Annotated in this window: 23 protein-coding genes and 1 tRNA gene; 12 read left to right on the forward strand and 12 right to left on the reverse strand. The window is 54.6% G+C overall.

The window, feature by feature from the left end; genetic code table 11:
- The first annotated feature begins 113 nt into the window (after window positions 1-113).
- Window positions 114-929, forward strand: coding sequence for an inositol-phosphate phosphatase (gene suhB / locus VRB54_RS19400; protein WP_003175971.1), 816 nt, complete (start codon window positions 114-116; stop codon window positions 927-929).
- A gap of 216 nt (window positions 930-1,145) precedes the next feature.
- Here suhB and VRB54_RS19405 read toward each other — a convergent pair whose 3' ends face one another.
- The 6 genes from VRB54_RS19405 to queA form a co-directional block, all read right to left on the reverse strand.
- Entirely contained in the window at window positions 1,146-1,688 is a 543-nt protein-coding gene (locus VRB54_RS19405) for a glycine zipper 2TM domain-containing protein (RefSeq protein ID WP_003238445.1), read from the reverse strand.
- A gap of 123 nt (window positions 1,689-1,811) precedes the next feature.
- Complete coding sequence (gene secF / locus VRB54_RS19410; protein ID WP_159955276.1) at window positions 1,812-2,726, reverse strand: protein translocase subunit SecF; 915 nt, start codon at window positions 2,724-2,726, stop codon at window positions 1,812-1,814.
- Window positions 2,727-2,735: 9 nt separating this feature from the next.
- The gene (gene secD / locus VRB54_RS19415; RefSeq protein WP_338478419.1) at window positions 2,736-4,607 is read right to left on the reverse strand and encodes a protein translocase subunit SecD; all 1,872 of its coding nucleotides are present in this window, start codon (window positions 4,605-4,607) and stop codon (window positions 2,736-2,738) included.
- Window positions 4,608-4,669: 62 nt separating this feature from the next.
- Window positions 4,670-5,008 (reverse strand): preprotein translocase subunit YajC, encoded by a 339-nt coding sequence (gene yajC, locus VRB54_RS19420; protein WP_003238439.1) that lies wholly within the window; start codon window positions 5,006-5,008, stop codon window positions 4,670-4,672.
- A gap of 44 nt (window positions 5,009-5,052) precedes the next feature.
- Window positions 5,053-6,168 carry a tRNA guanosine(34) transglycosylase Tgt gene (tgt, locus tag VRB54_RS19425; RefSeq protein ID WP_003238437.1) on the reverse strand — a complete coding sequence of 372 codons (1,116 nt, stop codon included), beginning with the start codon at window positions 6,166-6,168 and terminating at the stop codon, window positions 5,053-5,055.
- A gap of 5 nt (window positions 6,169-6,173) precedes the next feature.
- The gene (gene queA, locus VRB54_RS19430) at window positions 6,174-7,223 is read right to left on the reverse strand and encodes a tRNA preQ1(34) S-adenosylmethionine ribosyltransferase-isomerase QueA (RefSeq protein ID WP_338478420.1); all 1,050 of its coding nucleotides are present in this window, start codon (window positions 7,221-7,223) and stop codon (window positions 6,174-6,176) included.
- A 108-nt stretch (window positions 7,224-7,331) separates the two neighbouring features.
- On the opposite strand from queA, the gene VRB54_RS19435 reads away from it, so the two are divergent.
- The 11 genes from VRB54_RS19435 (at window position 7,332) to VRB54_RS19485 (ending at window position 15,832) form a co-directional block, all read left to right on the forward strand.
- Window positions 7,332-7,416: transfer RNA gene (locus VRB54_RS19435), tRNA-Leu, on the forward strand.
- A 165-nt stretch (window positions 7,417-7,581) separates the two neighbouring features.
- Window positions 7,582-8,823: a tyrosine-type recombinase/integrase gene (locus tag VRB54_RS19440; RefSeq protein ID WP_338478421.1), complete on the forward strand. Its 1,242-nt coding sequence runs from the start codon at window positions 7,582-7,584 to the stop codon at window positions 8,821-8,823.
- 246 nt (window positions 8,824-9,069) lie between these two features.
- Complete coding sequence (locus VRB54_RS19445) at window positions 9,070-10,014, forward strand: hypothetical protein (RefSeq protein WP_338478422.1); 945 nt, start codon at window positions 9,070-9,072, stop codon at window positions 10,012-10,014.
- An 82-nt stretch (window positions 10,015-10,096) separates the two neighbouring features.
- Entirely contained in the window at window positions 10,097-10,351 is a 255-nt protein-coding gene (locus VRB54_RS19450; RefSeq protein WP_026078127.1) for a helix-turn-helix transcriptional regulator, read from the forward strand.
- On the forward strand, window positions 10,348-10,653 hold the full coding sequence (locus VRB54_RS19455) for a hypothetical protein (protein WP_065869490.1): 306 nt from the start codon (window positions 10,348-10,350) through the stop codon (window positions 10,651-10,653). The genes VRB54_RS19450 and VRB54_RS19455 overlap by 4 nt, the downstream gene beginning before the upstream one ends.
- A 47-nt stretch (window positions 10,654-10,700) precedes the next feature.
- Window positions 10,701-11,186, forward strand: coding sequence for a hypothetical protein (locus VRB54_RS19460; protein ID WP_141687566.1), 486 nt, complete (start codon window positions 10,701-10,703; stop codon window positions 11,184-11,186).
- Complete coding sequence (locus VRB54_RS19465) at window positions 11,183-11,467, forward strand: hypothetical protein (RefSeq protein ID WP_017846196.1); 285 nt, start codon at window positions 11,183-11,185, stop codon at window positions 11,465-11,467. The genes VRB54_RS19460 and VRB54_RS19465 overlap by 4 nt, the downstream gene beginning before the upstream one ends.
- Entirely contained in the window at window positions 11,464-11,736 is a 273-nt protein-coding gene (locus tag VRB54_RS19470; protein ID WP_060767858.1) for a DUF3077 domain-containing protein, read from the forward strand. Before VRB54_RS19465 ends, VRB54_RS19470 begins: the two co-directional genes overlap by 4 nt.
- On the forward strand, window positions 11,733-14,621 hold the full coding sequence (locus tag VRB54_RS19475; protein WP_338478423.1) for a DUF927 domain-containing protein: 2,889 nt from the start codon (window positions 11,733-11,735) through the stop codon (window positions 14,619-14,621). The genes VRB54_RS19470 and VRB54_RS19475 overlap by 4 nt, the downstream gene beginning before the upstream one ends.
- Before the next feature lie 95 nt (window positions 14,622-14,716).
- Complete coding sequence (locus VRB54_RS19480; RefSeq protein ID WP_338478424.1) at window positions 14,717-15,559, forward strand: chromosome segregation protein SMC; 843 nt, start codon at window positions 14,717-14,719, stop codon at window positions 15,557-15,559.
- Window positions 15,560-15,622: 63 nt separating this feature from the next.
- Window positions 15,623-15,832, forward strand: coding sequence for a hypothetical protein (locus VRB54_RS19485; RefSeq protein ID WP_237140378.1), 210 nt, complete (start codon window positions 15,623-15,625; stop codon window positions 15,830-15,832).
- A gap of 504 nt (window positions 15,833-16,336) precedes the next feature.
- Here the strand turns inward: VRB54_RS19485 and VRB54_RS19490 are convergent.
- The 6 genes from VRB54_RS19490 to VRB54_RS19515 form a co-directional block, all read right to left on the reverse strand.
- The gene (locus VRB54_RS19490) at window positions 16,337-18,607 is read right to left on the reverse strand and encodes a hypothetical protein (protein ID WP_338478425.1); all 2,271 of its coding nucleotides are present in this window, start codon (window positions 18,605-18,607) and stop codon (window positions 16,337-16,339) included.
- A gap of 415 nt (window positions 18,608-19,022) precedes the next feature.
- Window positions 19,023-22,805 carry a hypothetical protein gene (locus VRB54_RS19495; RefSeq protein WP_338478426.1) on the reverse strand — a complete coding sequence of 1,261 codons (3,783 nt, stop codon included), beginning with the start codon at window positions 22,803-22,805 and terminating at the stop codon, window positions 19,023-19,025.
- Window positions 22,806-23,793: 988 nt separating this feature from the next.
- Entirely contained in the window at window positions 23,794-24,066 is a 273-nt protein-coding gene (locus VRB54_RS19500) for a hypothetical protein (RefSeq protein ID WP_338478427.1), read from the reverse strand.
- A 17-nt stretch (window positions 24,067-24,083) separates the two neighbouring features.
- Window positions 24,084-24,539 carry a hypothetical protein gene (locus VRB54_RS19505; RefSeq protein WP_338478428.1) on the reverse strand — a complete coding sequence of 152 codons (456 nt, stop codon included), beginning with the start codon at window positions 24,537-24,539 and terminating at the stop codon, window positions 24,084-24,086.
- A gap of 474 nt (window positions 24,540-25,013) precedes the next feature.
- On the reverse strand, window positions 25,014-25,262 hold the full coding sequence (locus VRB54_RS19510; protein ID WP_338478429.1) for a hypothetical protein: 249 nt from the start codon (window positions 25,260-25,262) through the stop codon (window positions 25,014-25,016).
- Window positions 25,263-25,421: 159 nt separating this feature from the next.
- Window positions 25,422-26,318 (reverse strand): hypothetical protein, encoded by an 897-nt coding sequence (locus VRB54_RS19515; protein WP_338478430.1) that lies wholly within the window; start codon window positions 26,316-26,318, stop codon window positions 25,422-25,424.
- Window positions 26,319-26,363 lie beyond the last annotated feature (45 nt).

Here is a 26,363-nt window from a genome sequence, read left to right on the forward strand (position 1 = left end):
AAATCTTACAGAACAGCCTAAGGTTATGCCACGAAAGCTAACGTCGTCCTTCACCTGAAGAAAGTTTCTGCTAAACTGCCCGGCTTTCTTTAACAACCTTAGGTGACCTATCCATGCAGCCCATGCTGAATATCGCGCTGCGCGCCGCCCGCAGCGCCAGTGAATTGATCTTCCGCTCCATCGAGCGCCTGGATACCATCAAGGTCGACGAAAAAGACGCCAAGGATTACGTATCCGAGGTGGATCGCGCCGCCGAACAGAAAATCATCGACGCTCTGCGCAAGGCCTACCCTACCCACGGCATCCTCGGCGAAGAAACCGGCCTGCACAAAGGCAGCGGCGAAGGCGAAGACTACCTGTGGATCATCGACCCACTGGATGGCACCACCAACTTCCTGCGCGGCATCCCGCACTTTGCCGTGAGCATCGCCTGCAAATACCGTGGCCGCCTGGAACACGCCGTCGTACTCGACCCGGTTCGCCAGGAAGAATTCACCGCCAGCCGTGGCCGTGGCGCGCAACTCAATGGTCGTCGCCTGCGCGTCAGCGGTCGCACCAGCCTGGACGGCGCCCTGCTGGGCACCGGCTTCCCGTTCCGTGACGACCAGATGGATAACCTGGAAAACTACCTGGGCATGTTCCGCGCCCTGGTCGGCCAGACCGCAGGCATCCGTCGCGCCGGCGCAGCGAGCCTGGACCTGGCTTACGTGGCCGCCGGTCGTTTCGATGCGTTCTGGGAGTCGGGCCTGTCCGAGTGGGACATGGCTGCAGGCGCACTGTTGATTCAAGAGGCCGGCGGCCTGGTGAGTGACTTCACCGGCGGTCACGACTTCCTTGAGAAAGGCCATGTGGTTGCGGGCAACACCAAATGCTTCAAGGCCGTGCTGACAGCAATCCAGCCGCACTTGCCGGCTTCGCTGAAGCGCTAAGCGAGCAGGCAAAAAAAGCACCCCGCGGGGTGCTTTTTTCATGCCTGGAATTTGGCATGAACACACATGCCAGCAACACCAGAAATCAACTGTGGGAGGGGGCTTGCTCCCGATAGCAGTTTGTCAGTCGCCTGATGTATTGACTGACCCACCACCATCGGGAGCAAGCCCCCTCCCACATTTTTTACTGCATGGGGCTTTGAATCTGCCCCTGAATTACTGCTGGTTCTGACCCAGGATCAGACGACCCTCTTTATCCACTGGAATCTGACCGCCTGGATCACGATCCATGCGCACGGTGCCTTCCTTGCCATCCAGGGTGTAACGCACGTCATAGCCGACAACCTTGTCACTGATGTCGTTGACGGTGTTACAGCGTGTCTGAGTGGTGGTGTAGGTATCGCGGTTCTGCATGCCTTCCTGAACCTTGTTACCGGCGTAACCGCCACCGACCGCACCGGCTACAGTGGCCAGCTTTTTGCCGTTACCACCACCGACCTGGTTACCCAACAGGCCACCGGCCAGCGCACCGACCACGGTGCCGACAATCTGATGCTGATCCTGCACCGGCTTCTGCCGAGTCACCGCGACGTCCTTGCAGACCTCACGCGGCGTTTTAATCTGGGTTTTTACCGGCTGTGCAGCCAGCACTTGCGCATACTCAGGGCCGCTTTTTACCAGGCTGTAGGTGGCAACAGCGCCCCCGGCAGTCACACCGACAGCACCCAATACCGCACCAACCAGCAACGACTTGTTCACGTTGAACCTCCTGACCATCACAAGCGGACCGAAAGATCCGCGCTATACCCAGCCTTGGAGCAAAAAAAAGGCACGAGTTCAATTCTCGTGCCTCTTTTGTAACAGCGTGTCAACAAACGCCCATCAAGGACGGTCGTCGACCTCCTTGCCAGTGCTGGCCGGAGGAATCAGGTCTTCGCTGTTGAGGTTCAGCCAGATCAGCACCACGTTGGCGATGTAGATCGACGAGTAGGTGCCCGCCAGAACGCCAATGAACAGCGCCAGGGAGAAGCCCCACAGGTTGTCGCCACCGAAGATCATCAGTGCGGCAATCGCCAGCAAGGTGGAGATCGACGTCGCCATGGTGCGCAGCAGCGTCTGGGTGGTGGAGATGTTGATGTTTTCGATCAACGACGCCTTGCGCAGTACGCGGAAGTTCTCACGAACCCGGTCGAATACCACGATGGTGTCGTTGAGCGAGTAACCAATGATCGCCAGCACGGCCGCCAGCACGGTCAGGTCGAAGGTAATCTGGAAATACGCCAGGATACCCACGGTCACGATCACGTCGTGGATCAGCGACACAATGGCGCCGACACCGAACTTCCACTGAAAGCGGAAAGCCAGGTAGATCATGATACCGACCAGCGCCATCAGCATGCCGAGGCCGCCCTGGTCGCGCAGCTCTTCACCCACTTGCGGGCCCACGAACTCGACGCGCTTGACCGACGCCGGGTTGTCACCGCCGACCTTCTGCAAGGCCTCGGCCACCTGGTGACCCAGTTGCGGGTCTTCGCCCGGCATGCGCACCAGCAGGTCGGTGGTAGCACCAAAGCTCTGCACCACGGCTTCGTGATAGCCGGCCTTGACCAGCTCGTTGCGCACCAGGGTAACGTCGGCCGGCTTCTCGTAGGTCAGCTCGATGAGCGTACCGCCGGTGAAGTCCAGACCGTAGTTCAGGCCCTTATGGAACCAGCTGAACAACGCCAGAACGGTAAGGAGCACGGTGACGCCGAACGCAATGTTGCGAACGCCCATGAAGTTGATTGTACGTAACATGGCAGCCCCTTAAATCCACAACTTCTTGAAGTCACGTCCGCCAAAGATCAGGTTGACCATTGCGCGGGTCACCATGATGGCCGTGAACATCGAGGTAAAGATACCCAGGGACATGGTCACCGCAAAACCTTTGACCGGGCCGGTGCCCATGGCAAAGAGAATCCCGCCGACCAGCAGAGTGGTCAGGTTGGAGTCGAGAATCGCGGTAAATGCCCGGCCGAAGCCTTCGTTGATTGCGCGCTGCACGGTCATGCCAGCGGCGATCTCTTCACGAATCCGCGAGAAGATCAGCACGTTGGCATCCACCGCCATACCCATGGTAAGCACGATACCGGCGATACCCGGCAGGGTCAGCGTTGCACCCAGCAGCGACATCAGGGCGAGCAGCATCACCATGTTGCCCGCCAGGGCCACGGTAGCGATCACGCCGAAGAAGCGGTAGATGGCGATGATGAACAGCGACACGAACAGCATGCCCCACAAGGCTGCATCGACACCCTTGGTGATGTTGTCGGCACCCAGGCTCGGGCCGATGGTGCGCTCTTCAGCGAAGTACATCGGCGCCGCCAGACCACCGGCACGCAGCAACAGAGCCAGTTCGGAGGATTCGCCCTGGCCGTTCAGGCCGGTGATGCGAAATTGAGCACCCAGCGGCGACTGGATGGTCGCCAGGCTGATGATCTTCTTCTCTTCCTTGAAGGTCTGCACCGGCACGTCTTTCTCGACACCGTTGACCATCTGTTTGGTGTAGGTGGTTACCGGGCGTTGCTCGATGAAGATCACCGCCATGCTGCGACCGACGTTGCTGCGCGTGGCGCGGTTCATCAGGTCGCCGCCGTGGCCATCCAGGCGGATGTTCACTTCGGGAGTGCCGTGCTGCGAGTCGAAACCGGCCTTGGCATCGGTGACCTGGTCACCGGTGATGATCAGGCCGCGCTCGATCAGCGCAGGTGGACGGTTGCCTTCGCGGAACTCGAACTCTTCGGAGGTGGCGCGGGTAGCACCCGGCTCAGCCGCCAGACGGAACTCCAGGTTGGCGGTTTTACCCAGGATACGCTTGGCTTCAGCGGTGTCCTGCACGCCCGGCAATTCAACCACGATACGGTTGGCGCCCTGACGCTGCACGATCGGCTCGGCCACACCCAGCTCGTTGACACGGTTACGCACCGTGGTCAGGTTCTGCTTGATGGAGTATTCGCGGATTTCCGCGATCTTCGCCGGGCTCATCGCCAGACGCAGTACCGCCTGACCATTGAGGTCGGTCGGCACGATGTCGAAGTCATTGAAGTTCTTGCGGATCAGCGCACGGGCCTGTTCGCGGGATGCTTCATCAGAGAAGCCCAGCTGGATGGCACCGTTGAGCTGCGGCAGGCTGCGATAACGCAACTTCTCTTTGCGCAGCAGGCTCTTCACGTCGCCTTCGTAAACTTTCAGGCGCGCGTCGAGGGCCTTGTCCATGTCAACTTCCAGCAGGAAGTGCACACCACCGGACAAGTCCAGACCCAGCTTCATCGGGTGCGCGCCAATGCTGCGCAGCCATTGTGGCGTGGTTTGTGCCAGGTTCAGTGCGACAACGTAGTCGTCACCCATGGCCTTGCGCACAACGTCCTTGGCCGGCAATTGGTCTTCGGATTTGGTCAGGCGCAGCAAGCCGCCCTTGGCACCCGCGGCCAATGTTGCCGCTTTAACCTGGATACCCGCGTCATTGAGCGCTTTGCTCGCGCGTTCCAGATCGGCCTGATTGACCTGCAGCGAAGTGCTGGCGCCCGTGATCTGGATCGCCGGGTCATCAGGATAGAGATTGGGAGCGGAATAAATAAAACCGATCGCCAGCACCGCCAGGATCAGTACGTATTTCCACAGAGGGTATTTGTTCAGCATCACGCCGCCCGCTTATAACGCGGGGCGCCTTGCGCGCCCCGTCGATTGGTAAAGGTTGTTGCTTAGATCGCTTTGAGCGTGCCTTTAGGCAGCGTGGCAGCGATGGCGCCCTTCTGGAACTTCATTTCAACGGTGTCGGAGACTTCCAGTACCACGAAAGCATCGGCAACCTTGGTGATCTTGCCGGCGATACCGCCAGTGGTCACCACTTCGTCGCCCTTTTGCAGGCTGCCCAGCAGGTTCTTCTGCTCTTTGGCGCGCTTGGCCTGTGGACGCCAGATCATCAGGTAGAAGATGACCAGGAAGCCGACCAGGAAAATCCACTCGAAACCACCGCCCATAGGGCCGGCAGCGGCAGGCGCAGCGGCGTCAGCCATGGCGTTAGAGATAAAAAAGCTCATTTAGCACTCCAGTTGCAAATAGTGAATCTTAGGGTCGGGAAAACTCAGTCCAAGGGCGGCACAGGGAGCCCGCGCTTGGCATAGAAGGCATCGACGAAGGCGGCCAATGTACCCTGTTGAATAGCCTCGCGCAAACCAGCCATCAGGACTTGGTAGTGACGCAAATTGTGGATGGTATTCAACATGCTACCCAGCATTTCCCCGCACTTGTCCAGATGATGCAGATAAGCACGGGAGAAGTTCTGGCAGGTGTAGCAGTCACAGGTGGGATCCAGCGGCGATTCATCATGGCGATGGAACGCGTTACGGATCTTCAGCACGCCTGTATCGATGAACAGATGCCCATTGCGGGCATTACGGGTTGGCATCACGCAATCGAACATGTCCACACCGCGGCGCACACCCTCTACGAGATCTTCCGGTTTGCCAACGCCCATAAGGTAACGAGGTTTTTCAGCGGGCATCAGGCCCGGCAGATAATCCAGCACCTTGATCATCTCGTGCTTGGGCTCGCCCACCGACAGACCGCCAATGGCCAGGCCGTCGAAGCCAATCTTGTCGAGGCCTTCGAGCGAGCGCTTGCGCAGGCTTTCGTGCATGCCGCCCTGGACGATGCCGAACAGCGCGGCAGTGTTGTCGCCGTGGGCGTTTTTCGAACGCTGGGCCCAACGCAGCGAAAGCTCCATGGAAATCCGCGCCACGTCCTCATCGGCCGGGTACGGCGTGCACTCGTCGAAAATCATCACAATGTCCGAGCCCAGGTCGCGCTGCACCTGCATCGACTCTTCCGGCCCCATGAACACCTTGGCGCCGTCGACCGGCGAGGCGAAGGTCACGCCCTCCTCCTTGATCTTGCGCATGGCGCCCAGGCTGAACACCTGGAAACCACCGGAATCGGTGAGGATCGGGCCCTGCCACTTCATGAAGTCATGCAAGTCGCCATGCTTCTTGATCACTTCGGTACCCGGGCGTAGCCACAGGTGGAAGGTATTGCCGAGGATGATCTCGGCGCCGGTGGCGACGATGTCGCGCGGCAGCATGCCCTTGACGGTGCCGTAGGTGCCGACCGGCATGAACGCCGGGGTCTCGACGGTGCCGCGCGGGAAGGTCAGGCGACCACGACGGGCCTTGCCGTCGGTGGCCAGCAGTTCAAACGACATACGACTCATAGTTGTTCCTCTGGGCCGCTTGGCGCCGGATTGCGGGTGATAAACATCGCATCACCGTAACTGAAAAAACGGTACTCGTTGGCGATGGCGGCTTGGTAGGCGGCCATGGTTTCGGGGTAACCGGCAAAGGCCGACACCAGCATCAACAGCGTGGATTCCGGCAAATGGAAGTTGGTGACCAGGCAATCGACCACATGGAACGGGCGGCCCGGGTAGATGAAGATATCGGTGTCACCGCTGAACGGCTTGAGCACGCCATCGCGCGCGGCACTTTCCAGGGAGCGCACGCTGGTGGTGCCCACGGCAACCACCCGCCCGCCGCGCGCCTTGCACGCCGCCACGGCATCCACCACGTCCTGGCTGACTTCCAGCCATTCGCTGTGCATATGATGATCTTCAATGTTATCCACACGCACCGGCTGAAACGTGCCGGCCCCCACGTGCAAGGTCACATAGGCGCTGTCGACGCCCTTGGCGGCAATCGCATCCAGCAGCGGCTGATCGAAATGCAGCCCGGCGGTAGGTGCGGCCACGGCGCCCAGGCGCTGGGAGTAAACCGTCTGATAGCGCTCGCGGTCGGCGTCTTCGTCGGGACGGTCTATATAAGGAGGCAACGGCATATGGCCGACGCGCTCCAGCAGCGGCAACACCTCTTCGGCAAACTTGAGCTCGAACAACGCGTCATGGCGCGCCACCATCTCGGCTTCGCCACCGCCGTCGATCAGGATGCTCGAGCCCGGTTTCGGCGACTTGCTGGAACGCACATGGGCCAGCACGCGATGGCTGTCCAGCACCCGCTCCACCAGGATTTCCAGCTTGCCGCCGGACGCTTTCTGGCCAAAAAGCCGCGCCGGAATCACCCGGGTATTGTTGAAAACCATCAAGTCGCCCGGGCGCAAATGCTCAAGCAAATCAGTGAATTGACGGTGTGCGAGGGCGCCGCTCACCCCGTCCAGGGTCAGCAGTCGACTGGCGCGACGCTCGGCCAATGGGTGGCGAGCGATCAGCGAATCAGGGAGCTCAAAAGTAAAGTCAGCAACGCGCATGATGGGGTTCGTCTAGCAGGGCCGGGAAGTCTAGCGGAATTAGTCAAAATTGACCATGAAACGTGATTGACCAACGGTAATCTCGTCTCTATACTTCGCCGCCACTGAGCCCTGATGGCGGAATTGGTAGACGCGGCGGATTCAAAATCCGTTTTCGAAAGGAGTGGGAGTTCGAGTCTCCCTCGGGGCACCATATAGCAGTATCTGAAAGTCTCTACCAGACTCTCAGACCCAGAGAAACCGGCCACTTGAGCCGGTTTTTTTGTGTCTGGCTTTCTACCTCTGTATCCCCTTATCCGTTGTATCCCTGTATCCCTGCTTGTATCCTGAGAAAAATACCGAACTTTGGGATACAAGGATGAAGCGCGCAGATATCAAGCGCCGCCCTCTCGCAGACACGACGCTTGCAGGGCTGGAGCCGGAGTCAAAGGAATACCGGGAGCTAGACGGAAACGGCCTCTACTTCAGGGTCAAACCTGATGGTGGTAAATCCTGGCAGCTACGCTACAAACGTCCGGCGGGCAATTGGGCTTGGATGGGGCTCGGGGGTTACCCAGAGGTCAGTGGTGCGCTGGCAAGAGAGAAAGCTGCCGATCTACGCAAAGTGGTGAGTAGCGGCGCCGATCCCCTTGAGCAGAAACGATCCGCTAAAGCTGCAATCGATGCGGCCAAGGCTCGAACGTTTCGAGCTGCTGCTGAAGCTTGGCTCAAGGCCAAAGAAGAAAAGGGCCTCGCAACCTCTACCCTTCACAAAATCCGCACCTACCTCGACAAGGACATACTCCCGGCATTGGGAGATAAGCCCCTCGACGAAATCACCCGCACCGACTGTGCAGATCTCCAGGCATCCCTCGAAGCTAGAGACGCTCACAACGTGGCAGAAAAGTGCCGCACCTGGATCAACCAAATCTTCGGCCGAGCGATTGGATTAGGACTCACCGAAAACGATCCGGGCAGCCGCCTTCGCGACATTGCCGCCCAGGCGCCCAAGACTCAGCAGCATCCACACTTGCTGGAGCCTGAACTCGCTGAGTTTCTCCAAGCACTCAAAAACACTCCGAGCAGACTGACGGCACGTACCGCCGCATGGCTTTGTATCTGGACTGCATCCCGCCCAGGCATGGTCCGCTTGGCTGAATGGAAAGAGTTCGACCTTGAGAAGGCCATTTGGACGACGCCTGCTGCCAAGATGAAGATGCGCCGGGATTTTGTATGCCCCCTTCCCCACCAAGCCGTTACAGCACTGAGGGACCTGCACTGTTTAACGGGACGGAGTCGCTGGCTTTTCCCCGGCGTCGGAGCAAAGAACCCAACCATCAGCGAAAACACAATCAACAAAGTCTTCGCTACCATCGGCTACAAAGGGCGTCTAGTAGGACACGGTACTCGACACACCGCGAGCACGTTACTTCGAGAATATGGCTGGCCGAAGGAACATGTTGAAGCGCAGTTGGCTCACAAAGAGGAAGGCATCTCGGGGGTATACAACAAGGCCCAATACTTTGAGCAACGCGTAAAAATGATGCAATGGTACGCCGATCACCTTGATTCCCTAGAGGCCGGAAATGTAGTGCAAGGTCAATTCGGGAAGGCCGTGTGAAGCCGTCAACCCTATACCCCTTCAAAAATGGTGTTACGGGTGTTACGCGTGTTACGCCAACCAATAACCCATTGTATTTATTGAATATATTTAGCGTTACACGCACTGCAAAGCTTCTGAACGCCACGTGTTACATCGAGCAGTCGTGTTACAGAAAAGCCACACCCTCAACCCTGCTGGCATTGGCGCCTCCACCTGCAAATCGCTGTAACAGCCTATCGGCTTCGGGGCGGCGGGGAGATCTAAATGGACTGTGAGCGGGGCATCGAGGCAGAAGAGCTCGAACTCGAAATCGCAGGTTTCGACGTAACGTGCCTGGTGTGGGATCAGGGCGATATCGAGGCAGCCGTTCGCAGTCTTGCGCTGTTTCCGCAGTTCAACGAACACTTCAAAAGTGCCTTCGATCTGATCAACACAGCCACATCGTTCTGGCTTGAGGAGGGTTCCTACTCCCCAGGTGCAGAATCGATCACACGAACCCTTTACTCCTTACGTGATGCCATCTACGACTATGCCGACTCTGCGGAAGCAGGCTCGTTGCCAAGCGTGATTCGAGGGCACCTTCGGGTCAGCCGTTCCGCAGCAGACTCACAGCTCGTCGCTACCTACGCCCTGGTACTTGGAACGCAGGCCGTTGAGACGCTCGCAAATTGGCTATTCGACCTTGAACTCGCGACCTACGACATTGATGCAGACCTGATAGAGCAACTGAGACATGACTCACCCCGCCGGTACCTTGCACTGATCGAAAAAGAGCGGGACCGTAGTAGCGGAAACGAAATCCGAGCACGAGAAGACTTCGCTACGTTGTTAGGTGAGGCGAACCAGGCTTTGTTGATGGCGAGCCTTTATCGTCAAGTGGAGCAGATGGATGTGTTTAAAAAAGGCTTCAACACATCAAGCCTGATGCATCGAATTCTCGACGACGCCTTTTCAACAAAGGCGACGAGACGAGGCCAGGAAGCCGGCAAGGGGAACCGAGATCCCAGCTCAAAAATACAGACCGACACAATGGATAGACGAGCAAAAATCAAGGCGGCTGCTGAGCAAATCATTAACGGTCGGAAAATTGAAATGCGAAGTCTGTCCGATGCCGAACTGACCAATATTCTTTCCGAACGGAAGTGCCACGGCACAAAAAAAACCATTCGAGAGCATTTGACCGCTCTGGGCCTTAGACCTCTGAAATAAAAAAGGGAGCGGACACAGTCCACTCTTCCTCCCCTGCGTAGCGTATGACCCGTTGTCTCAATTAACAAAGGGTTAGCTCGCTATGACTACCGTATTAAAAGCAATTCCCTCACATGACCCCTCCATGACGCTTATCCGCATGCCCGAGGTCATTTCAATCGTTGGGCTCGCACGCCCGACTATCTACAAGCTGATGCGTCAACCTGAAAGCGGATTCCCGTTGCCGGTGAAGCTGAGTAACAGCAATGCCCGAAGCGCTCCGGTTGCGTGGGTATTGGGGGAAGTGCAGGCATGGACACGGGCACGCATCGCAGCCCGCGATCAGGTGGCAGCATGAAAAGTCGTGTTGCTAACAAGGCCATCTTGCAGCCCTTTTCTGTACTCAGAAAAGTCGGGTTCTCATCACGCGGTATGCAGCGTTTTGAGCGTTACCGCACGGAGCAAAAACGCCTTAACCGGGACGTCATGGTGATGCGATGGAGAGATGGCATCTGGTGCGCATTGTCAGTTCCCTGCCAAGCCCCTCAAGCAATCATCGTCGACGAAGGCCAACAAGTCGCCGCCTACGAGGATGCACGCGCCTGCCTCGAAGGCGACCTGTTGCCCTTTGTTTCCCTGCGCTGGGACGTCCATGCCTGAAACGAAAACGCCCCCGGCGGCAACCGGAGGCGTTGAGGTAAATCTACATGCTTGACCAATTTATGCCCCATCGAAAAAATCCGCAAGCGATCCGCACGGTTGCACTTTCAAAAAACGGGCGTTACTCTCTGGCTGTCGCTGCAAATTCAGCGACCGGGCTTGGTAACCCGACGAAATCAAGGCGCAACAGCGCCCCCATTACGATTGCAGGCGCTTTTTTTGTGCCCGCAGTTACGTGTTATGGCGGCTGTGCGTGGGAGGCATTCGTGCCTGCCGGGTTCCTTGATTCCCGGTTTACCAACCTGCGCACAGCTGCCACCCATTCGCTTGGTAACGAACGTGGCAGCTCCTCAAATCAAGGAGCTTCACAGATGAAACACGCCCTCAATCCGTCCAAAATTCGCGCCGCCGCTCATCGAGCTATGGCTCTCGCCGCTTTACACGCCAACTCCAGCCTCGCTACACGTCTCTCCCGATACAACGCCCATATGTCCAAGGCTCGTGCCCTGGAAGCCGCAGGGGGTGCCCAATGAGCATGCTCCCAGGCTTTGCACTACCCGAGGATCTGCTCTGCGTCAGCCAAGACGCCGAAGCCGGTCTGCCTATCGACGCCATCACCTGTGCGCTCGACCGAGCCGATTCAGTTCTCATGCTGTTGGAAGATCACTTAGACGGCGATAAACCCCTGCTGTCCAACCGCGTGCTGTCGTCTGTTATTTGGGACGTGCGCGGCACCTTGGGCTTGATCAAAACACTCACCATGTACGGTGATGCCTCTTCTGTGCCGATGGGCCAGAAAGGCGGTGCGCTGTGACCCACTCCAGCACGCGTGGACGCTCCGAGTTTTCCCCTGCCAACGGTAACGGCCAAAACCTGTTTCGGGTAAATGCCGGTATCCCGCTGGAGGACGCACTTGAAGCCGTCTCCCAGATTCTGCACCACGCCAATCAACTGATCCTCGACGCTGCCATCAGCGATGCGGGCGAGCGTTTTAGTTGGCCTGCGTTCTACCTCGGCGAGATGGCTAAGGCACTAATCGACGACGTGAACGAGGCGTTGCTTGAGTCGAGGGCCGCCCTATGACTCAACGCACCGGCAACACCTCAAAACGCCCCAGCTTTGCCGACGTAAAAAGCGTTGCCCTGAAGCACATCGACCGTGTGCTTGCGCACTGGCTGCCGAACGGCAAACGTGTCGATGGTGGCAAGGAATACACAGCACCGAACCCGACGCGCACGGACAAACGTGCAGGCTCACTCAAGGTCAATTTGAGCAAAGGCACCTGGGCGGATTTTGCCACCGGCGATAAGGGCGGAGACCTGATCGATTTGGTGCGCTACATCGACGGCGGCACGGACGTTGAAGCCTGCAAAAAACTGGCGGATCTGCTCAACGTCTCCGCTGGTTCCGCGACCACCAAAAACGCACCGGCCAAAAGCGCAACGCCGGAGTGGATCGCGATTCAACCGATCCCGGCCGAGGCCATGAACAAGTGTCCAACCAAACACCGGCAACACGGTGTTCCGTCCAAAGTGTGGATCTATCGCGATGCTCAGGGCCAGCCGGTCATGGCGCTGTATCGCTTCGACCTGAGTCCCGATGAAGGCGGCAAGCCGCGAAAGGTTTTCGCACCGTTGACCTGGTGCGAGCGCTCCGATGGGCAAACCACGCAATGGCGCTGGCAAGGATTGCTGGAGCCTCGGCCACTGCTGCGACTGGATGAGCTGGCACAGCGGACCGATGCGCCTGTGGTGCTATGTGAAGGCGAGAAGGCTGCTGATGCCGCCGCTGAACTGATGCCCGACCATGTAGCCACGTGCTGGCCGAACGGCTCCAACTCTTGGCACAAGGCCGACCTGACGCCACTCAAAGGGCGCACGGTGGTGCTATGGCCGGATAACGATGCCAGCGGCAAGACCTGCATGGACGCCATCGAGCTCAAGCTGATTGAGCTGGGCGTCGCTTCGGTACAACGAGTCTCGCTCGACGTGTTCAAGCTCAAGCCCAGCAGCAAAGGCGGAAAGCCCACGCTCATCAAGGGTGGAAAATGTGCAGACGGCGACGATGCAGCGGATGCGTTAGCCAAAGGCTGGACCACTGCCCACGTCGCCGAGCTGGTGCGCAGCGGTGAGTTTTTCGGCAGTGCCGCTGAGCCAACTGAACCTCAACAACCGAAGGCCAAGGCGCCCGCCAAACGTCCTGCGAAATCAAAAAATGACCTGTTGCCGGGCGGCTTTCGCCTGACGCATGAGGGGGTGTTTTATTCCGGCGACGATGGTGAGGCGCGCCCCGTGTGCTCGCCTCTGGAAATCATCGCCCGTACTCGCGACGACAAGGGCCACAACTGGGGCTTATTGGTCGAGTTCGACGACCCGGACGGCGCCAAAAAACGCTGGAACATTCCGGCACGAACCATGACCGGCGACTTCGGCAAGGATGTACTCGGGCCGCTGGTCGACATGGGCCTGCGCCTCGCGGGAAGCCGGTCTGGACGTAACGCACGCAATGATCTGCAGAGTTACCTCGGTGGCTTCGACAGCGCCCAGCGCGCACGTCTGGTAACGCGCCTGGGTTGGCACGACAACGCCTTCCTTCTACCCGAACAACAGATCGGCTCACACTCCGAGCACCTGCATTTTTATGAAGCCGGTGCCCAACTGCCACCGATCAGCGAGGCCGGCTCTCTGGAGCAATGGCAGCAGCAAATCGGCGCGCTGTGCGTTGGCAACCACCGCTTAGCGTTTGTCGTCTCTGTGGCCTTTGCAGGCCCACTGTTGAACATGCTCGGACATGAGTCGGGCGGCTTCCACCTCTACGGCGACAGCTCCGGCGGCAAGACCACTCACTTGCAAGTCGCAGCCTCGGTTTATGGTGGGCCTCGTCTGGTGCGCTCGTGGCGCTCCACGGATAACGCCCTGGAGTCCATCGCCGCCGCACACTCAGACGGCCTCCTGGTGCTGGATGAAATCGGCATGTGCGACCCGCGCATTATCGGGGAGACGGTTTACATGCTCGGCAATGGCACCGGCAAAGCCCGGGCGAATGATCGAGGGCAAGCGGGCCGACAGGTGCAGGAGTGGCGCTTGCTGTTTCTCTCGACCGGCGAGAAGACGTTGGCGCAGCACATGGCGGATGCTAACAAGGAGCTGAAAGCCGGTATGGAGGTACGCATGCTCGCCGTGCCTGCGGACGCGAGCAAGGGGCTCGGCATGTTCGATGTGCTGAACGGTTTTGAGGACGCTGCTGCCCTTTCCGATGCGCTCAAGGCGCGTGTAGCCAAATACTACGGCACACCACTCACCGCCTTCCTGCACGCACTGTGCGCGCCTGGGGAAATGCTCAGATGGTCGGTGATCGTTCGTCGCACGGTGGAGCAGTTTATCACCCAAAACCTGCCCGCTTCGGCCAGTGGTCAGGCCCAACGTGCCGCCCTTCGCTTCGGTCTCGCAGCAGCGGCCGGAGAGTTGGCCACCGCCTTCGGCGTCACGGGCTGGCCGGACGGCACAGCCACGACCGCAGCACGGGTGTGTCTGCATGTGTGGCTGGCCGAGCGTGGCGGCGCCGGTAACTTCGAGGGTGATGCGATCTTGGCACGGCTACGCCAGGTCATCGAGCGATTTGGAGAAAGCCGCTTCACCCGATGGGAATCCGCCGCCGCCAAAATAGATGAGCACGGCCCACGCACGATTGATCGGTTGGGCTTTCGCAAGACCCTGGAACACGGCATGGGCGACGCCCTGCACACCACCAACACCTACTACGTGCTGCCTGAAGCCTGGAGGGCCGAGATCTTCAAGGGCATGAATATCAGTGCGGTGAACAAGGAGCTGCTGCAACGGGGCGTGCTCGAGCCGGGAAGTGATGGAAAGGCGTACAGCTTGATTCGCCTGCCCGGGTTAGGACCTCAACGCTGCTATGTGGTGAAGACAGTCCCTGGAACGGATGAAGGCGAGGCCAAGGCCGCCTGACGATAGGCCTGCTGATCGAGGTAGCGCCGGCTCATTCCCGGCCTCGCCAGCCGTTCAACCACTCCTATCAAACGTAATGCTCAGAGACAATACAGATGAACACTATCCAAGAACTGAAAGACCGCCGCGACACACTGACCCTCGAAATGGAGAGCATACAGCGCGACCTGGCTCCCTTCGAAAAGGCGCTGGAAAGCCCAGAGGTCATCCAGCAGGGCCGTCAACGGGCCGTGCAGGATGAAATCAACGATCACAAAAGACGCATCGACTCGCGAAACCTCGAGATCAGCAAACTGAACCAGAAGATTGATCGCCTTGAGACATTGGCGAACCGTGAGAGCTTGGCTGCGGGTTATCTCAGCGATATGGCGAACTGGAAAGCTGACGAGATGGAACTCAACGAAAAGCGCAGCAGCATCGAGACCCGGTTGCAGCAGGTCCGTCAAAACGATCAGGAAGACATGGCAAAGGCCCGACAAGCTGAAACGGACGCTGCCACCGCTTATGCGCAGGCCGTCGCCTGGGGCGATGTGGAGGGCGAGAAAGCAGCTAACGCAGAAGCTCAAAAGGCAGCAAAGAACCTAACCGCCGCGGTTGAGCATCACCGCCGTCAACAACTGCTTATCACCGCCCTGGAACAAGAGCTGGTGACGATTGATCTGCACATCACAGAGGCACAAAAGGAACGCACCGAGATCGAGAATAAAGCGGCTCACTTGGCGAATACTGTGCTGGAAGAACAATGGAATGAGGCCGCGAAAACACTGCTGGAGACCGGCGGCAAGCTGTGGGCAGCACGCAACCTGATTAGTCGTGACCCGGTTGCACTGATGAAGCTGGAGATCCCTGAACAGGGCGAGCACTTTGGAAGCTGGACTTGGCGAGAACTCGTAGATCGCTCGCGCCAACACAGCTTGCTTGACCTATTGGCAGCCTAACCCAAACCTTCCCCGAGGCAACCGGCGGAAGCCGGTTGCCTCGGGCCTACCATTGGTCCGACCATGAACAAACCACCACAGAACAGCGCACAGATGCCTGATTACCTAAAGGCCCGAAAGCTCCATTTGAACGGGATAATGGCCGCCATAGCCGATATGAGAAAGCTCAACGAAGCAGCAAACAAAAATACTAAAGTCGAAACGCTCACGAATGATGCAATCAAGGCAGAGCTTGATTTCATAGACCTTCAGCTCAAAAGAAAGGACGGATGATGAAGAAGTGAAAGCTTAAGCAGCTTCCGCTTCGCTAGGTCCTCCATTACAAATAATGGACTCAACCTTTTTCTGATCTTTGACGGCCGAGGGCTTATGCTTTCGGCCGATTCTATTGAAACAGTCGGTTCTCTCGAATTGCCCGGAAGCTGACCGGTGAAGTAGCCTACTTTCGCGCGGCCACGTGAAATCTGTGTCGAATGCCTGAGCAGCCATTTAAGATTTCAATTTTATACGCTTGCTTTTTTGCCCTGAGAACCACTTCCGACTTTTTCAAAAGCATCGGCCAAAACTGGTCACTGGAGCACATCACTAAACATGGGATAATTCAATACACCTCATTGCCGAACACCAACATAATATTCAATCTTAAAGTCGACGCACTCACCATTATCGGCAAAGCTAATGCTAATTGGCAGTGCACTTTCACGATGAACATAGCAAACTTTAATCAGACTCTCACCAGAGAAAACCAAGTAATATCCACAACCATCGCAATTAATCTCAACGAACTTCATACTCCCCCCCGTCAGGCCATATAAGTTTTCGACCAGAGGTTGTAAATCCGGCTGCTTGAAATTTTTTCAGCGCGTTAGAAGAGCAAATCATCCATTCAGCTTTGCGAGTAGGTAATGTGATTTCAGCGTTTTCAGTCAGTTGACTGCGGAATAGTATTTGAGCATTTAGCCAGTGGTGAATCTCTTGAGCAAAATTGAATCCGTATGTATCGAAAACGTAATAAGTATCGTTCCCCGAAAGAAACGCTTCGCGAGGGAGACTAATATTTGAAACTATAGGCGACACTTCACCCAGTGTGACTCTTTTGAATAAATCATATTTCTTTACAGACGCCCCAAAGGCCTCAGTAACTTCGCACTTGAATCGTTCTAGAGATGCAACATCCAGTTTTTGATTTGCAATCAGATTTTTCGTATTCTCCATGACTGCCCCACTCAGAAGCTCGCAAAATTCGCAAGCATATTCGCGCAAAGCTAACGCCTGCTCCGACAGAATCCCTAACCGGTCTATAAATCGAGTATTGGCTAATGCTTTTAGAAGTGATATTTGAAGTAGGGGGATCCTTTGCGCGGCAGCTTTTAATTCTCTAAGCTGGCAACTTGGCATCACCGGAATAGACATCTCAGGCTTGATCGTGGTTCCACTTGCACGCAATATAAAAGTATTCCAAAGCTCATAAGCTATGAGTGCACCTATTGCATCTACTATTTTATATTCTTGGAGTTCATTGCGAACTGGATAAAAGTCAGAGAAATTCTTCGCGGATAGAAATGCTGCGACGCACTCGCTCATAGAGGTTGGAACTGGTGAGTGCCCCACATTGAATGATTGCGATCCTGCTGGGTTTCGTAACTCCCTGCACTCTACGAATATCTCTGGGTGAGTTGATAATAAGGTGGCTAAAACCCTAAGGGTTTCTGTTTCTATTTCGCTAGAAAATCTATTCAGTTCTATACCGTGCCAGCACTCCTCTAAGGCCGCATCTATCTTATCAAGTTTTTCTCTAGCTACTATTTTGTCTGCAAACTTTTCGTCGATATATGCTCGCATCTCGGGCTTGTATTTTTTCTCTATTTTTTTATAAAGCTCGTCTACTGCTAATCTTCCAGCGTAAGTATCACTGATATCCTTGTCAAGCTCTGGCATCAGTGAGTATCCCCACAATTCTTCAACCCTCTCAGGAAGGTCCCAGGCACCTTTGTTGTAGTTGCCCTTATATTGTATTACTTGACGAACATTTCTCAGCAACTCCGGGATGTTTTCCGGCTGCTCTCGTGCGGATGTTTCGATAAGCAAGTTAAAGTGTGCTTGAAGGTATGCATAGGCTTCATTGCCGGATTTAGCTTTGTTAGCAAAGCTAAGAAATAAGCGACCATTGCGGCAAAATCGACCATACGAAGGAAGCTTTTCCTCTCTGAATCTCGCGATTCTTTCAATTACTCCAATCTGTGATCGGTATTCTTCTTTGGCGAGAATTGCACCCATGGATAAATTTAAATAAAAGCCAGCGACGGATTGATAAACGTCTACCTCTCTAGATACTTCAACTGACGCTAATACCGAAGGAAGAGAAGCTAGCAAATGACGTACGAACTCATTTGCATCGTTATTCTCTAGGTTGTTGAACGCTTTGTAGGAAATAGTTCTGACTCGGCTATCTAAATCAGTTCTCATAGGGTCTGCGCAGAGCAGATATGATTCAAGCTCCATAAGCGCAGCGATATTGTCCTGTATTTTTATTCGACTGGAAAAAAAGCTATTTATTTTGAGCACCCCCCTACCAACAGCCCCACGTCTATCATCGTCTAACAAAAAACTGCGTTTTGCATACTTGTTAATATCTAGATAAATACGCTCATGAACTGCTTCTATATTAGACATAAACGTATAGGTAAACTTTAGGTGCTGGTATACCCGGTACACCACAACACAGAATCCGACCATTAGCCCGAATAAATACGGAACCAAGGAAATCAAGTCGAACACTCCAATTGAAACAAGAAACTTAGCTACAAGAGAAGCCCCCAGGACCATAAATAGATGTTGATTTAGCCTTTTGGCATCTACCCCTGACAGCGAGGAGGTTATTTTTAATAGCGAAGGGCTTCTATAACGCGTCCTAGTCGTTTCGATAACATTCAATGATATAGGAAGTGCGAGGGCGCCTAGGGCTGCGGCAACAGTGATTATATCAGTTATTAATGTTGCCCAAATCGAACTCTTTTCGTCCGTGATTGCTGCTTGTGCGGCAGTCATTATCGGATCTTTTAAATTATTGAACGCTTTATAAATCTCTGTGCAAAATTGAGATATAGAACTATTGAATTCTGAGAGGCCCATTTCGCATATCTCATTTGGGTGGTTACTGATATTTGTTTCTGAGAGACTTACCTTTGGGATACCGTGTCTCAACAGTCATTGGTAGAACATCTCTCTATAGGCTGGTTGCAGCCCCTCCAGATAGGATGCAATCGATCTTAAAAGCCGTTAAACGTGAAAAATAAATTTTCTACCCGCTGCAATACCATAATGCCACTGCTATGTCGACCGTCCGCTTTTGACCGATTGCAGCCTTTAACGAGAAGCAGCAATCGGGCCGAAGCGGGAGTTCACGAGTCATGGCCTCTATGGTTTGGGGTATCTACGAAATCTGGGATGATTCGCAGGGCTGCTAGAAACTCTCCTTTCTGAGATTGGCTTCTATATCTTCACGTTTCCCATGGTGCTCGTAGCTTTTAGCAATTCCCTCCAACATTGTTGCTACAACGGGATGAGAGTATTGAATTCGCCTCGCCTGATCACGGAAGTACGTTGCCAACGTCCGCTCTTGATCGCCCCCATCCCAGGGTGATCGGCTGGTGGCTCCCCGCTTATTCGATGTGCCAATGCAGAATCCGAGCCTCATTTCCTCTAGATCAGGACTATCGAGTAGCTCTCTTACGGGAGCAAAAGGCCAAGTACCATCTTCATCTGCGGGCGCATGAGCAAGGATTTGTCCCAGAGTTTGATCACACATGGTTGGTCGATCAGCAACGCGGCATAAGTCACGTACTTCTTTGATGAACTTGTAAAAAATATCCCCATTAATACTTTCATCAGGTTGAGTCCCTGGTAGGCGCTTGCAACAGTGCAGAATGCTCCATGCACGTTCTGCAGTCGCTTTAGATGCTTCAGTCGGCTCTTCTCTGTCTCCATGCTCTGGTTTGTACAACAAACAAATTAACTCTTTGAAGAGTTCTGGCTCTGACATAATTCCTTCGTACAAGGCATTGGCCTTAACTTCTCGTCCGTATCGTAGGAACGGAAACAACCCGAACTCGAGCTGTATTAGTGCCATCCTGTCAATCTCACCAGACTCCTCAAGCCGTCCTAACATTTTCTCTAGGTGCCAAGACTCCAGTTGCAAGCCATCTTCTACCTCTCCATGTAGCAGCTGCTGAAGAGCTGAAAAGAGCTGGGTAGGGTCGGTGTGTTCGAGAGAGTATTGGCAGTATTGAAGCGCGCTCAGTGGTCGTTTAGCCATCAAGAGGCGCTCCAATACAAACTTCAGTTCCTTGTTGTCACCTCGGGTATACAGTCGCACGTCATGCCAATAAGCTGCAGAAACTTCCGGGCCACATGCCTCGACCAGTTGCCAGGTCTCCTGATTTGGTGTCGCCAAAGCCAAGACCCGGGCCAGTTTTTCAGGTCGCCCTGCGTCCTGTTTACTTAGTCCAATAACCGCTTGAAGAAGCTCGCCCGAAACTGGTGCAGGGAGTGTCTGAAGGAACCCTGCAATACACAGACTCATAGGCATACCAGCAGAGAAGTCCTCACCCTTCGTAGTAATCCACTCAGGCCAGAAAATATCGTCCCAAACAACCCGAGCCAATGTGGCCCCGACAGTACTGGGCTCAGCGCACACCCTGATTAGGTTCTCAATACCGACCATGCATTGAGCTTGATAAATTTCGGTCAATGCCGAAATTCTCCTTTGAGTTATGGCATTACCGCGCTCCCAAGAGTCGTCATCACGATCTCGGCTAGGTAGCTCTAGCCAATGGCTGTCGAAAAGCCAGCGATGGCGAGTGACTAAGCCCCGTGGGGCAAGCAGCTCGTAGGATGCCTCTGCGGGCGACAACAATTCATCCAGTTCGTTAGCTGGTGCGTCGTCGTAATTACGATGCCAATGAATAATCTGTCGTAGCGCAATTCGAATTATTTCCCGATCTTCATCTTTCGCAGTTGCCAGGGTGAAGGGCTCAATCAGTGCCAGCACCCTGGGTAGCTCCTCTATATCTCTAAGTGTGGTTTTTTGCAGCAAAGAGACGATTCGAGGAGCATTGCCTTCACTCAGTTGGAGAAGCTTTCCCCTGGCGAAATCCAACATTTCATGCATTTCATCGTAGGTAACGCCACGGCCGGCCCCAGCATCGTCTTCACGCCACTTTGGTCGGTGGGCAGGGAAGGCCGCCTGTTGGCCGCCTGCTGCAATCTGTCTCAATACACGAAAAGCGGCTTCAGCATCCCTATCAATCAGTAAGTTGAGCACTTTGATACGCTCCGGCAAGCTAGCCGCGGTCTGTGGCAGCCAGGAGCGAAAAAGGCCGAACAAACTCCCGCTAGGCTTATTGCCCCAGTTGCCTCTCATGGGAACATGGCTGAGCTGGGCTAGGATGAGGGCTACTGGGGCCAAGCGTCGCGGAGCCCAACTGAGGGTTTCCAATGCCCAAAGCAAGCCGGAGTGCCAGCAGCGCCCCCCAAAACCAGAATCACTGTTTTCGGAAATAAGCCTTGTCACCGGTGCATCCGGCATCCGTAAACTGCTCTGTACAACACGAAGAAAGTCATCTGGCGCGGCCTCTGCTAGGGTGGGCAAATAAGAGGCCAACGAAAGCCAGCGTTGGCCATCTGCCTTATCGAGCAACTCATGGATCAACCTTGATACGCGCTCTTCTATGTCTAGTGCTTTGAGTCCCACTTGTTCTGAGCCACGCACAGCCAGTTTCATAAGTGAGTCGCAGATCGACTCAAACAGCAGTCCCGAATGGGGATGAACCTTGCCATGGACTTGTGCCATCCACCGATCGTCTTCTAGTAATTCCAGCTGAGGATCAGGTGTCGAGAGCATCTCCCGAGCAATGGCGAAAAAACGATCCAGTTGGCCGCTGGTGATTCGGTTTCCACATTGGTCCAGCAGCTCCAATGGCGATTTAGCTTTCCATACCGCGCCGATATTCAGCACTGGGGCATCGTCAAGTTGGGCTAGCTGGCGTAAATCGCGCTCGATTTCTTCATAGGGTCGAGCAGCCATTCGCTCGACTACTTGTCGATCCGCAGCTGTGTCTGCAGACCAAGCTCCAAGCAGACAAAGCAGAGGCAGGCTGGCTGATTGTGGGGTAAACAACCAAGGGGGCTGCTGGATAGCAGGGTTTAAGGCTCTTTGCCGGCGAAGTACGGTCCAAGAGCGTCCAGTGCTTAGGGCATAACGTTTGGCATCGGACTCTTCCATACCGATAGCAATGAGGGCTTTCTCGAACTCATAGATGTTCGGTCGCTCCAATACCAGTTCATCACCCTCAGGTTTACCGACCAAATCACCTGTGGCGTGGGGCACGATCACACGTAATTTTTCGCGCAATATCGGATTAAGGGCCGTTTCAGTTCTTGCCGCGATGGCAATCCGCAGTTGCGGATTCGCTTCCACATAGCGCCATCCCTGAGGCTCGGTCACAACCATGGCATGGTCTTGCAGGTCACGGGAGGCCATTACCATCGCCACCGTAAAGGCTACGGCTTCTTCCACGCTGTCAGCACGTATAACTAACGGATGAGCCGAGCTCGACGAGGTATTTGTCGTCTGGATTTTTTCACCCAGAGCCTCAAACACCTGAGTACGGTCCATGAATAGAGCTTCGGGAGTGATGGGCGGTCTGCATTGCCGCGCCCACGAATCCCAGTAACGGGATAGGCTTACAACACCCCAGCCACTTAAACCCAGCTCTTCGGCAAACTGCAAAGCCACTGCCGGTTTTTGCTCGAGCCACTGCTCCAGGTCGTCTGCATCATAGGCCCGGACACCCGCCCATTCGTCTTTGTTGCACTGTTCCGCTACCCAGTCGAGCTTCTTCGCCCAGCGCCGAGGAGTGACAAAGACAAAGGTACATGCTGAGCGTTCTGCCTCGCTTATTTGTTCTGTCCGTTTTTGGTAGTCGCCGTTAGCTTTACCAAGCACATTTTGATCGCATCCGATTTCCCAGCGGGATGCTCCTGACGGCACCCAGGCATTCCCCCTCTCACTGAAAAGAATACCGTCCCAGCCAGGCACATAGGTGGAGTCACCCGCAGGGAATGAAAGTTGGCGGGTCGTTTCGGGGTCGAAGCAAAGCCGCCTCACCCAGCGCGGTAGATCAGTTTGCGCTTCCTTGGCCTGAGTACTTGCCCAGTTGACGATATGGGAGGCTGTAACCCGCATACTTCACCTCAGAAAATGGAGCTCCCTCATCCCAATCGATTCATGATTGGGGAAAGTCTAATTTACGGCCCATTTATGGAATAAAAACATCGTAAAAAATCACGGCGTCGCCAGGAAAAGCTGCCCTCGGTCACGGGGAGCTGAGAGGGAATGTTACAATTCGGATAGCGATTCGCCGTGAGTAACTATCTGATCAATAAGCATAGAGCTCTGATCATGAGGCATGCGTTACAGGCTTTCACCACTGATCGCTCACGCGGAATAGCATGACCATGGTTAGAGTAGCATGGCTCCTCTAAACGAAAGACCCCAGCTCGATGACGCCTGCCTTAGCCATCACAAACCGCTCCTCCTAGAACATTCATTGATGTAACACCTATTTGCCATGTAACACGCATATCGGCAAACCAGTCACAGCCGTGTAACACTAGATAAATCATTTAAAATTATATACTTACAGAAAAATGTAACACGCGTAACGCGCGTAACACGGTTTATTAAGGTATCCCCCTAGCCCCACTAGGAATGCTCCTCCAGCGAAGCGAGATGGGTCATGATCTTGGCTTTGGTTCGATAGTGGGCCCCTGACGCATTCTTGAAGGGACGGGGTAGGAAACCCGCCGGATCGTGTTAGCGGAAGGGCACCCAGCTTAGTGAACAGGTGAACCTGGTGAACTCCACTTCACCTGTGCATATGCCCTACCCTTTCAGCCATCTGCGAGTACCGTTACCAATACGGTAACGATGCCCTTTTTCTTCAAGATCCTTTCAATTTCAACATTGAAATTTCAGTAAGCTGGTGTGGTTGCCGCTACCACGTTCCCGCGGGTTTCTGACCCCGTACTGGATGATATCTCCCAGGGTCCCCAGCACTAATATCATCACCCTGTCCAATTCAGGGTTAACACCGAATACATTACAAGACTTCAACCTATAGAAAAATCACAGCGATATCTTGCCATGCTTTTTGGTTAAAATAATAAGTAGATCAAGGCTTAGCTTTAACCTGCACCGCCTCAATATTAGAGATTATTCTTTTCTTTTCCTTGAGCAGCTCATCAAATAAAGTGCGATCAACAGCCGTCTTCAATATTAATCTAACGCGAGTAATTCTCAGCGATTTTACACCATCCAATAATGCCGACTTCAACAGTGCTCTATCATCGACGTCCTGAACGTTATCAAAAAGCTCCATAGTATATTTATTAACATCTAACAAATAATTCATGACAACTGAAGGCCTGCTATCCTTCTTCTCCAAACAGCGCTCAATCTCACTTATTTTATTATTAATTTTCTCCAATGAGCCAAATACACCCTTGCGTGCCTCTGTACGGATGATTTCTTTTTCTCTCGCGACTTCGTTTGAAACAGGACCTCAGAATTTATTGAGTCTGTTAGTCGCCCCACATCAGTAACTATAGTTTTCACCCCCTCCTTATAAGCTGGAAATTTTTCGGTAAATTCGAGCGCATGCCCCACTCCACCAAGGAGCGCCATGATACTGCCATAAGCAGTAATCTTGGCGATGATTGAGCCTTCTTGAAAATCCACAGTAATTACAACGCCGTCATGCAAGAAGAATTGCATGCGTTCGTTGGCATACTGTGTAATTTGACTTTTAATCACATCGACTTGTCGCAAACGCTCTCTAGTACTAACTTTCGACAACCACTTAGGTTCAACATGAACGTAGGACTGCGCCAAAATATTTTTATTAATGTAATCCGCCATCAGTTCCACTTCCCTTTCTTATCACTGAATTTTGTCAAGCCGCTAGCGTTATCACATCTCACGACCCAACACTTAAGGCGCAATCCACGAAGCTAATTGAAATCAAGGCTGAAACGCAAGAAGAGCATAGCAAGGGTTGTCATTTGCTGATCAGATCATTTTGTCAGGAGCTGGACAGGGAGGCGTGGCAATCGCACGTCGAATGACGGGACGATGCGGCCCGCTACCAGGATGCAGTCTTTTTACCATTCGAAAGGTTTGCATGGTTCACCACGGACTATTCGTACTAGGCCAGCAAACGTGATCGTGTATCCCTCCATGTATCCCATACTAGCAAACCTCGCTGAAAGCCTTGAGTTCACTGAATAATTACAGTCTCCCTCGGGCACCATCTTAAAAAAAGACCTTGAAATTCAAGGTCTTTTTTTTCGTCTGCAGGAAAGTTATCCACTAGGACTTAAACCCTGCCAGCTATCACTTTTTCTTCTTGGCAGGCTTTTCCGCCTTCTCTGCTTTCTTGGCCTTTTCCGGCTTGCTATCAGCCTTCTTCACCGCCTTCTTCGGTTCGGCATCCTTTTTCTTGTCTTTCTTTTCAGAAGACTTCGAAAGGGTCGACGCTGCTGCTGATTTCTTTGCCGGTGATGACTTCTTGTCTTTCAATTCCTTACTGGCTTTTGAAGACTCGCCTTTGCTTTTCTTCTCGTCTTTAGCCACGTTGACCACCTCTCGAAGGATGCCGGTATTGGCACGCTGCCTGGGGAATTATCCACAGGCTAATCATTAGGCGAACGCCGCCAAGAGCCGTTCCATTTTTTTGCTGCAACGAGGGGCGGAACCCGACCGTCCACTGCCGAGCGGCCGGTAAGTTTGTTTCAACACGGCTCAGACCAGCTCGCGCGCTGGCTCTTGTGCGGCAAACAACGCATTGAGCGTGTGTAGAAACACATCATGACTCAAGATCCCCGTGGCAACAGTCGACAGCACCACTTTGCCGCTCTCGTCCTTGATCACCACGTTTTCAGTCCAGGCATTGAGGTCGACGGTACGCAACGATGCCATCGACACGTTCTCGCCCTTGTATTGCAAAAACGTTCGGCTGACCGCAATCGGCGAGGTGTTGATTTTCAGGAAGTTGCCGCTCACACGTTTGCCCCAGACCTGCCCTGAATTGATGCAGTTGAACATAACCGACCCGCCCGCTTCCAGCGTCGCGACCACCGCCGGCATGCGCGCGAGTACGTGACGTTCACGCATCAGTTGCTGGAATTCGTAAAAGCCCTTGAGGCTTTCGATCACGCGGTGAAACGGCTCGGACGCGTTGCGGCGATAGGCCAGGTTGGTGACCAGACCGGTCATTGCGGTTTGCCCGGAGCCGAACAGGTACAGGTCTTCGATGTCGGCGAACGCGGTGTAGTGGCGCTGACCTTTGACGATGCGCTCTACGCCCAACTCAAACACGTTGTACACCGGCGCGCGCAGTTTTTTGTGCCAGGCGTAGACCGCAAACATGCCCAACGCGAAAACCGCGAGCAAGGCGCTGGTGGCGTAGATCAGCGTCTGCGGGCTACTGAAGCTGAATGACAGGCCACGGGAGGTCTCGCCAGCTACGGGTGCTTCGCTGCCTGCGGGCAGGAGGGTGCCCAGGTACAGCACAAACACGGCGAGGCCCAACAGCACGACGCCAACTATCAAACTGAAAATCAGAAAGCCCTTGCCGTGGCGGAAGCTGGCGATCAGTTCGCCGGTGGCCGAAGGTACCTGGGTGGGAGATGGCTGCATGGTCGTTGCGTCCTTGTCTGAAGGAGAACGCGCCGCTGTTCAGAC

This window comes from Pseudomonas trivialis (genome assembly GCF_036864995.1).
GTDB classification, from domain to species: domain Bacteria; phylum Pseudomonadota; class Gammaproteobacteria; order Pseudomonadales; family Pseudomonadaceae; genus Aquipseudomonas; species Aquipseudomonas trivialis.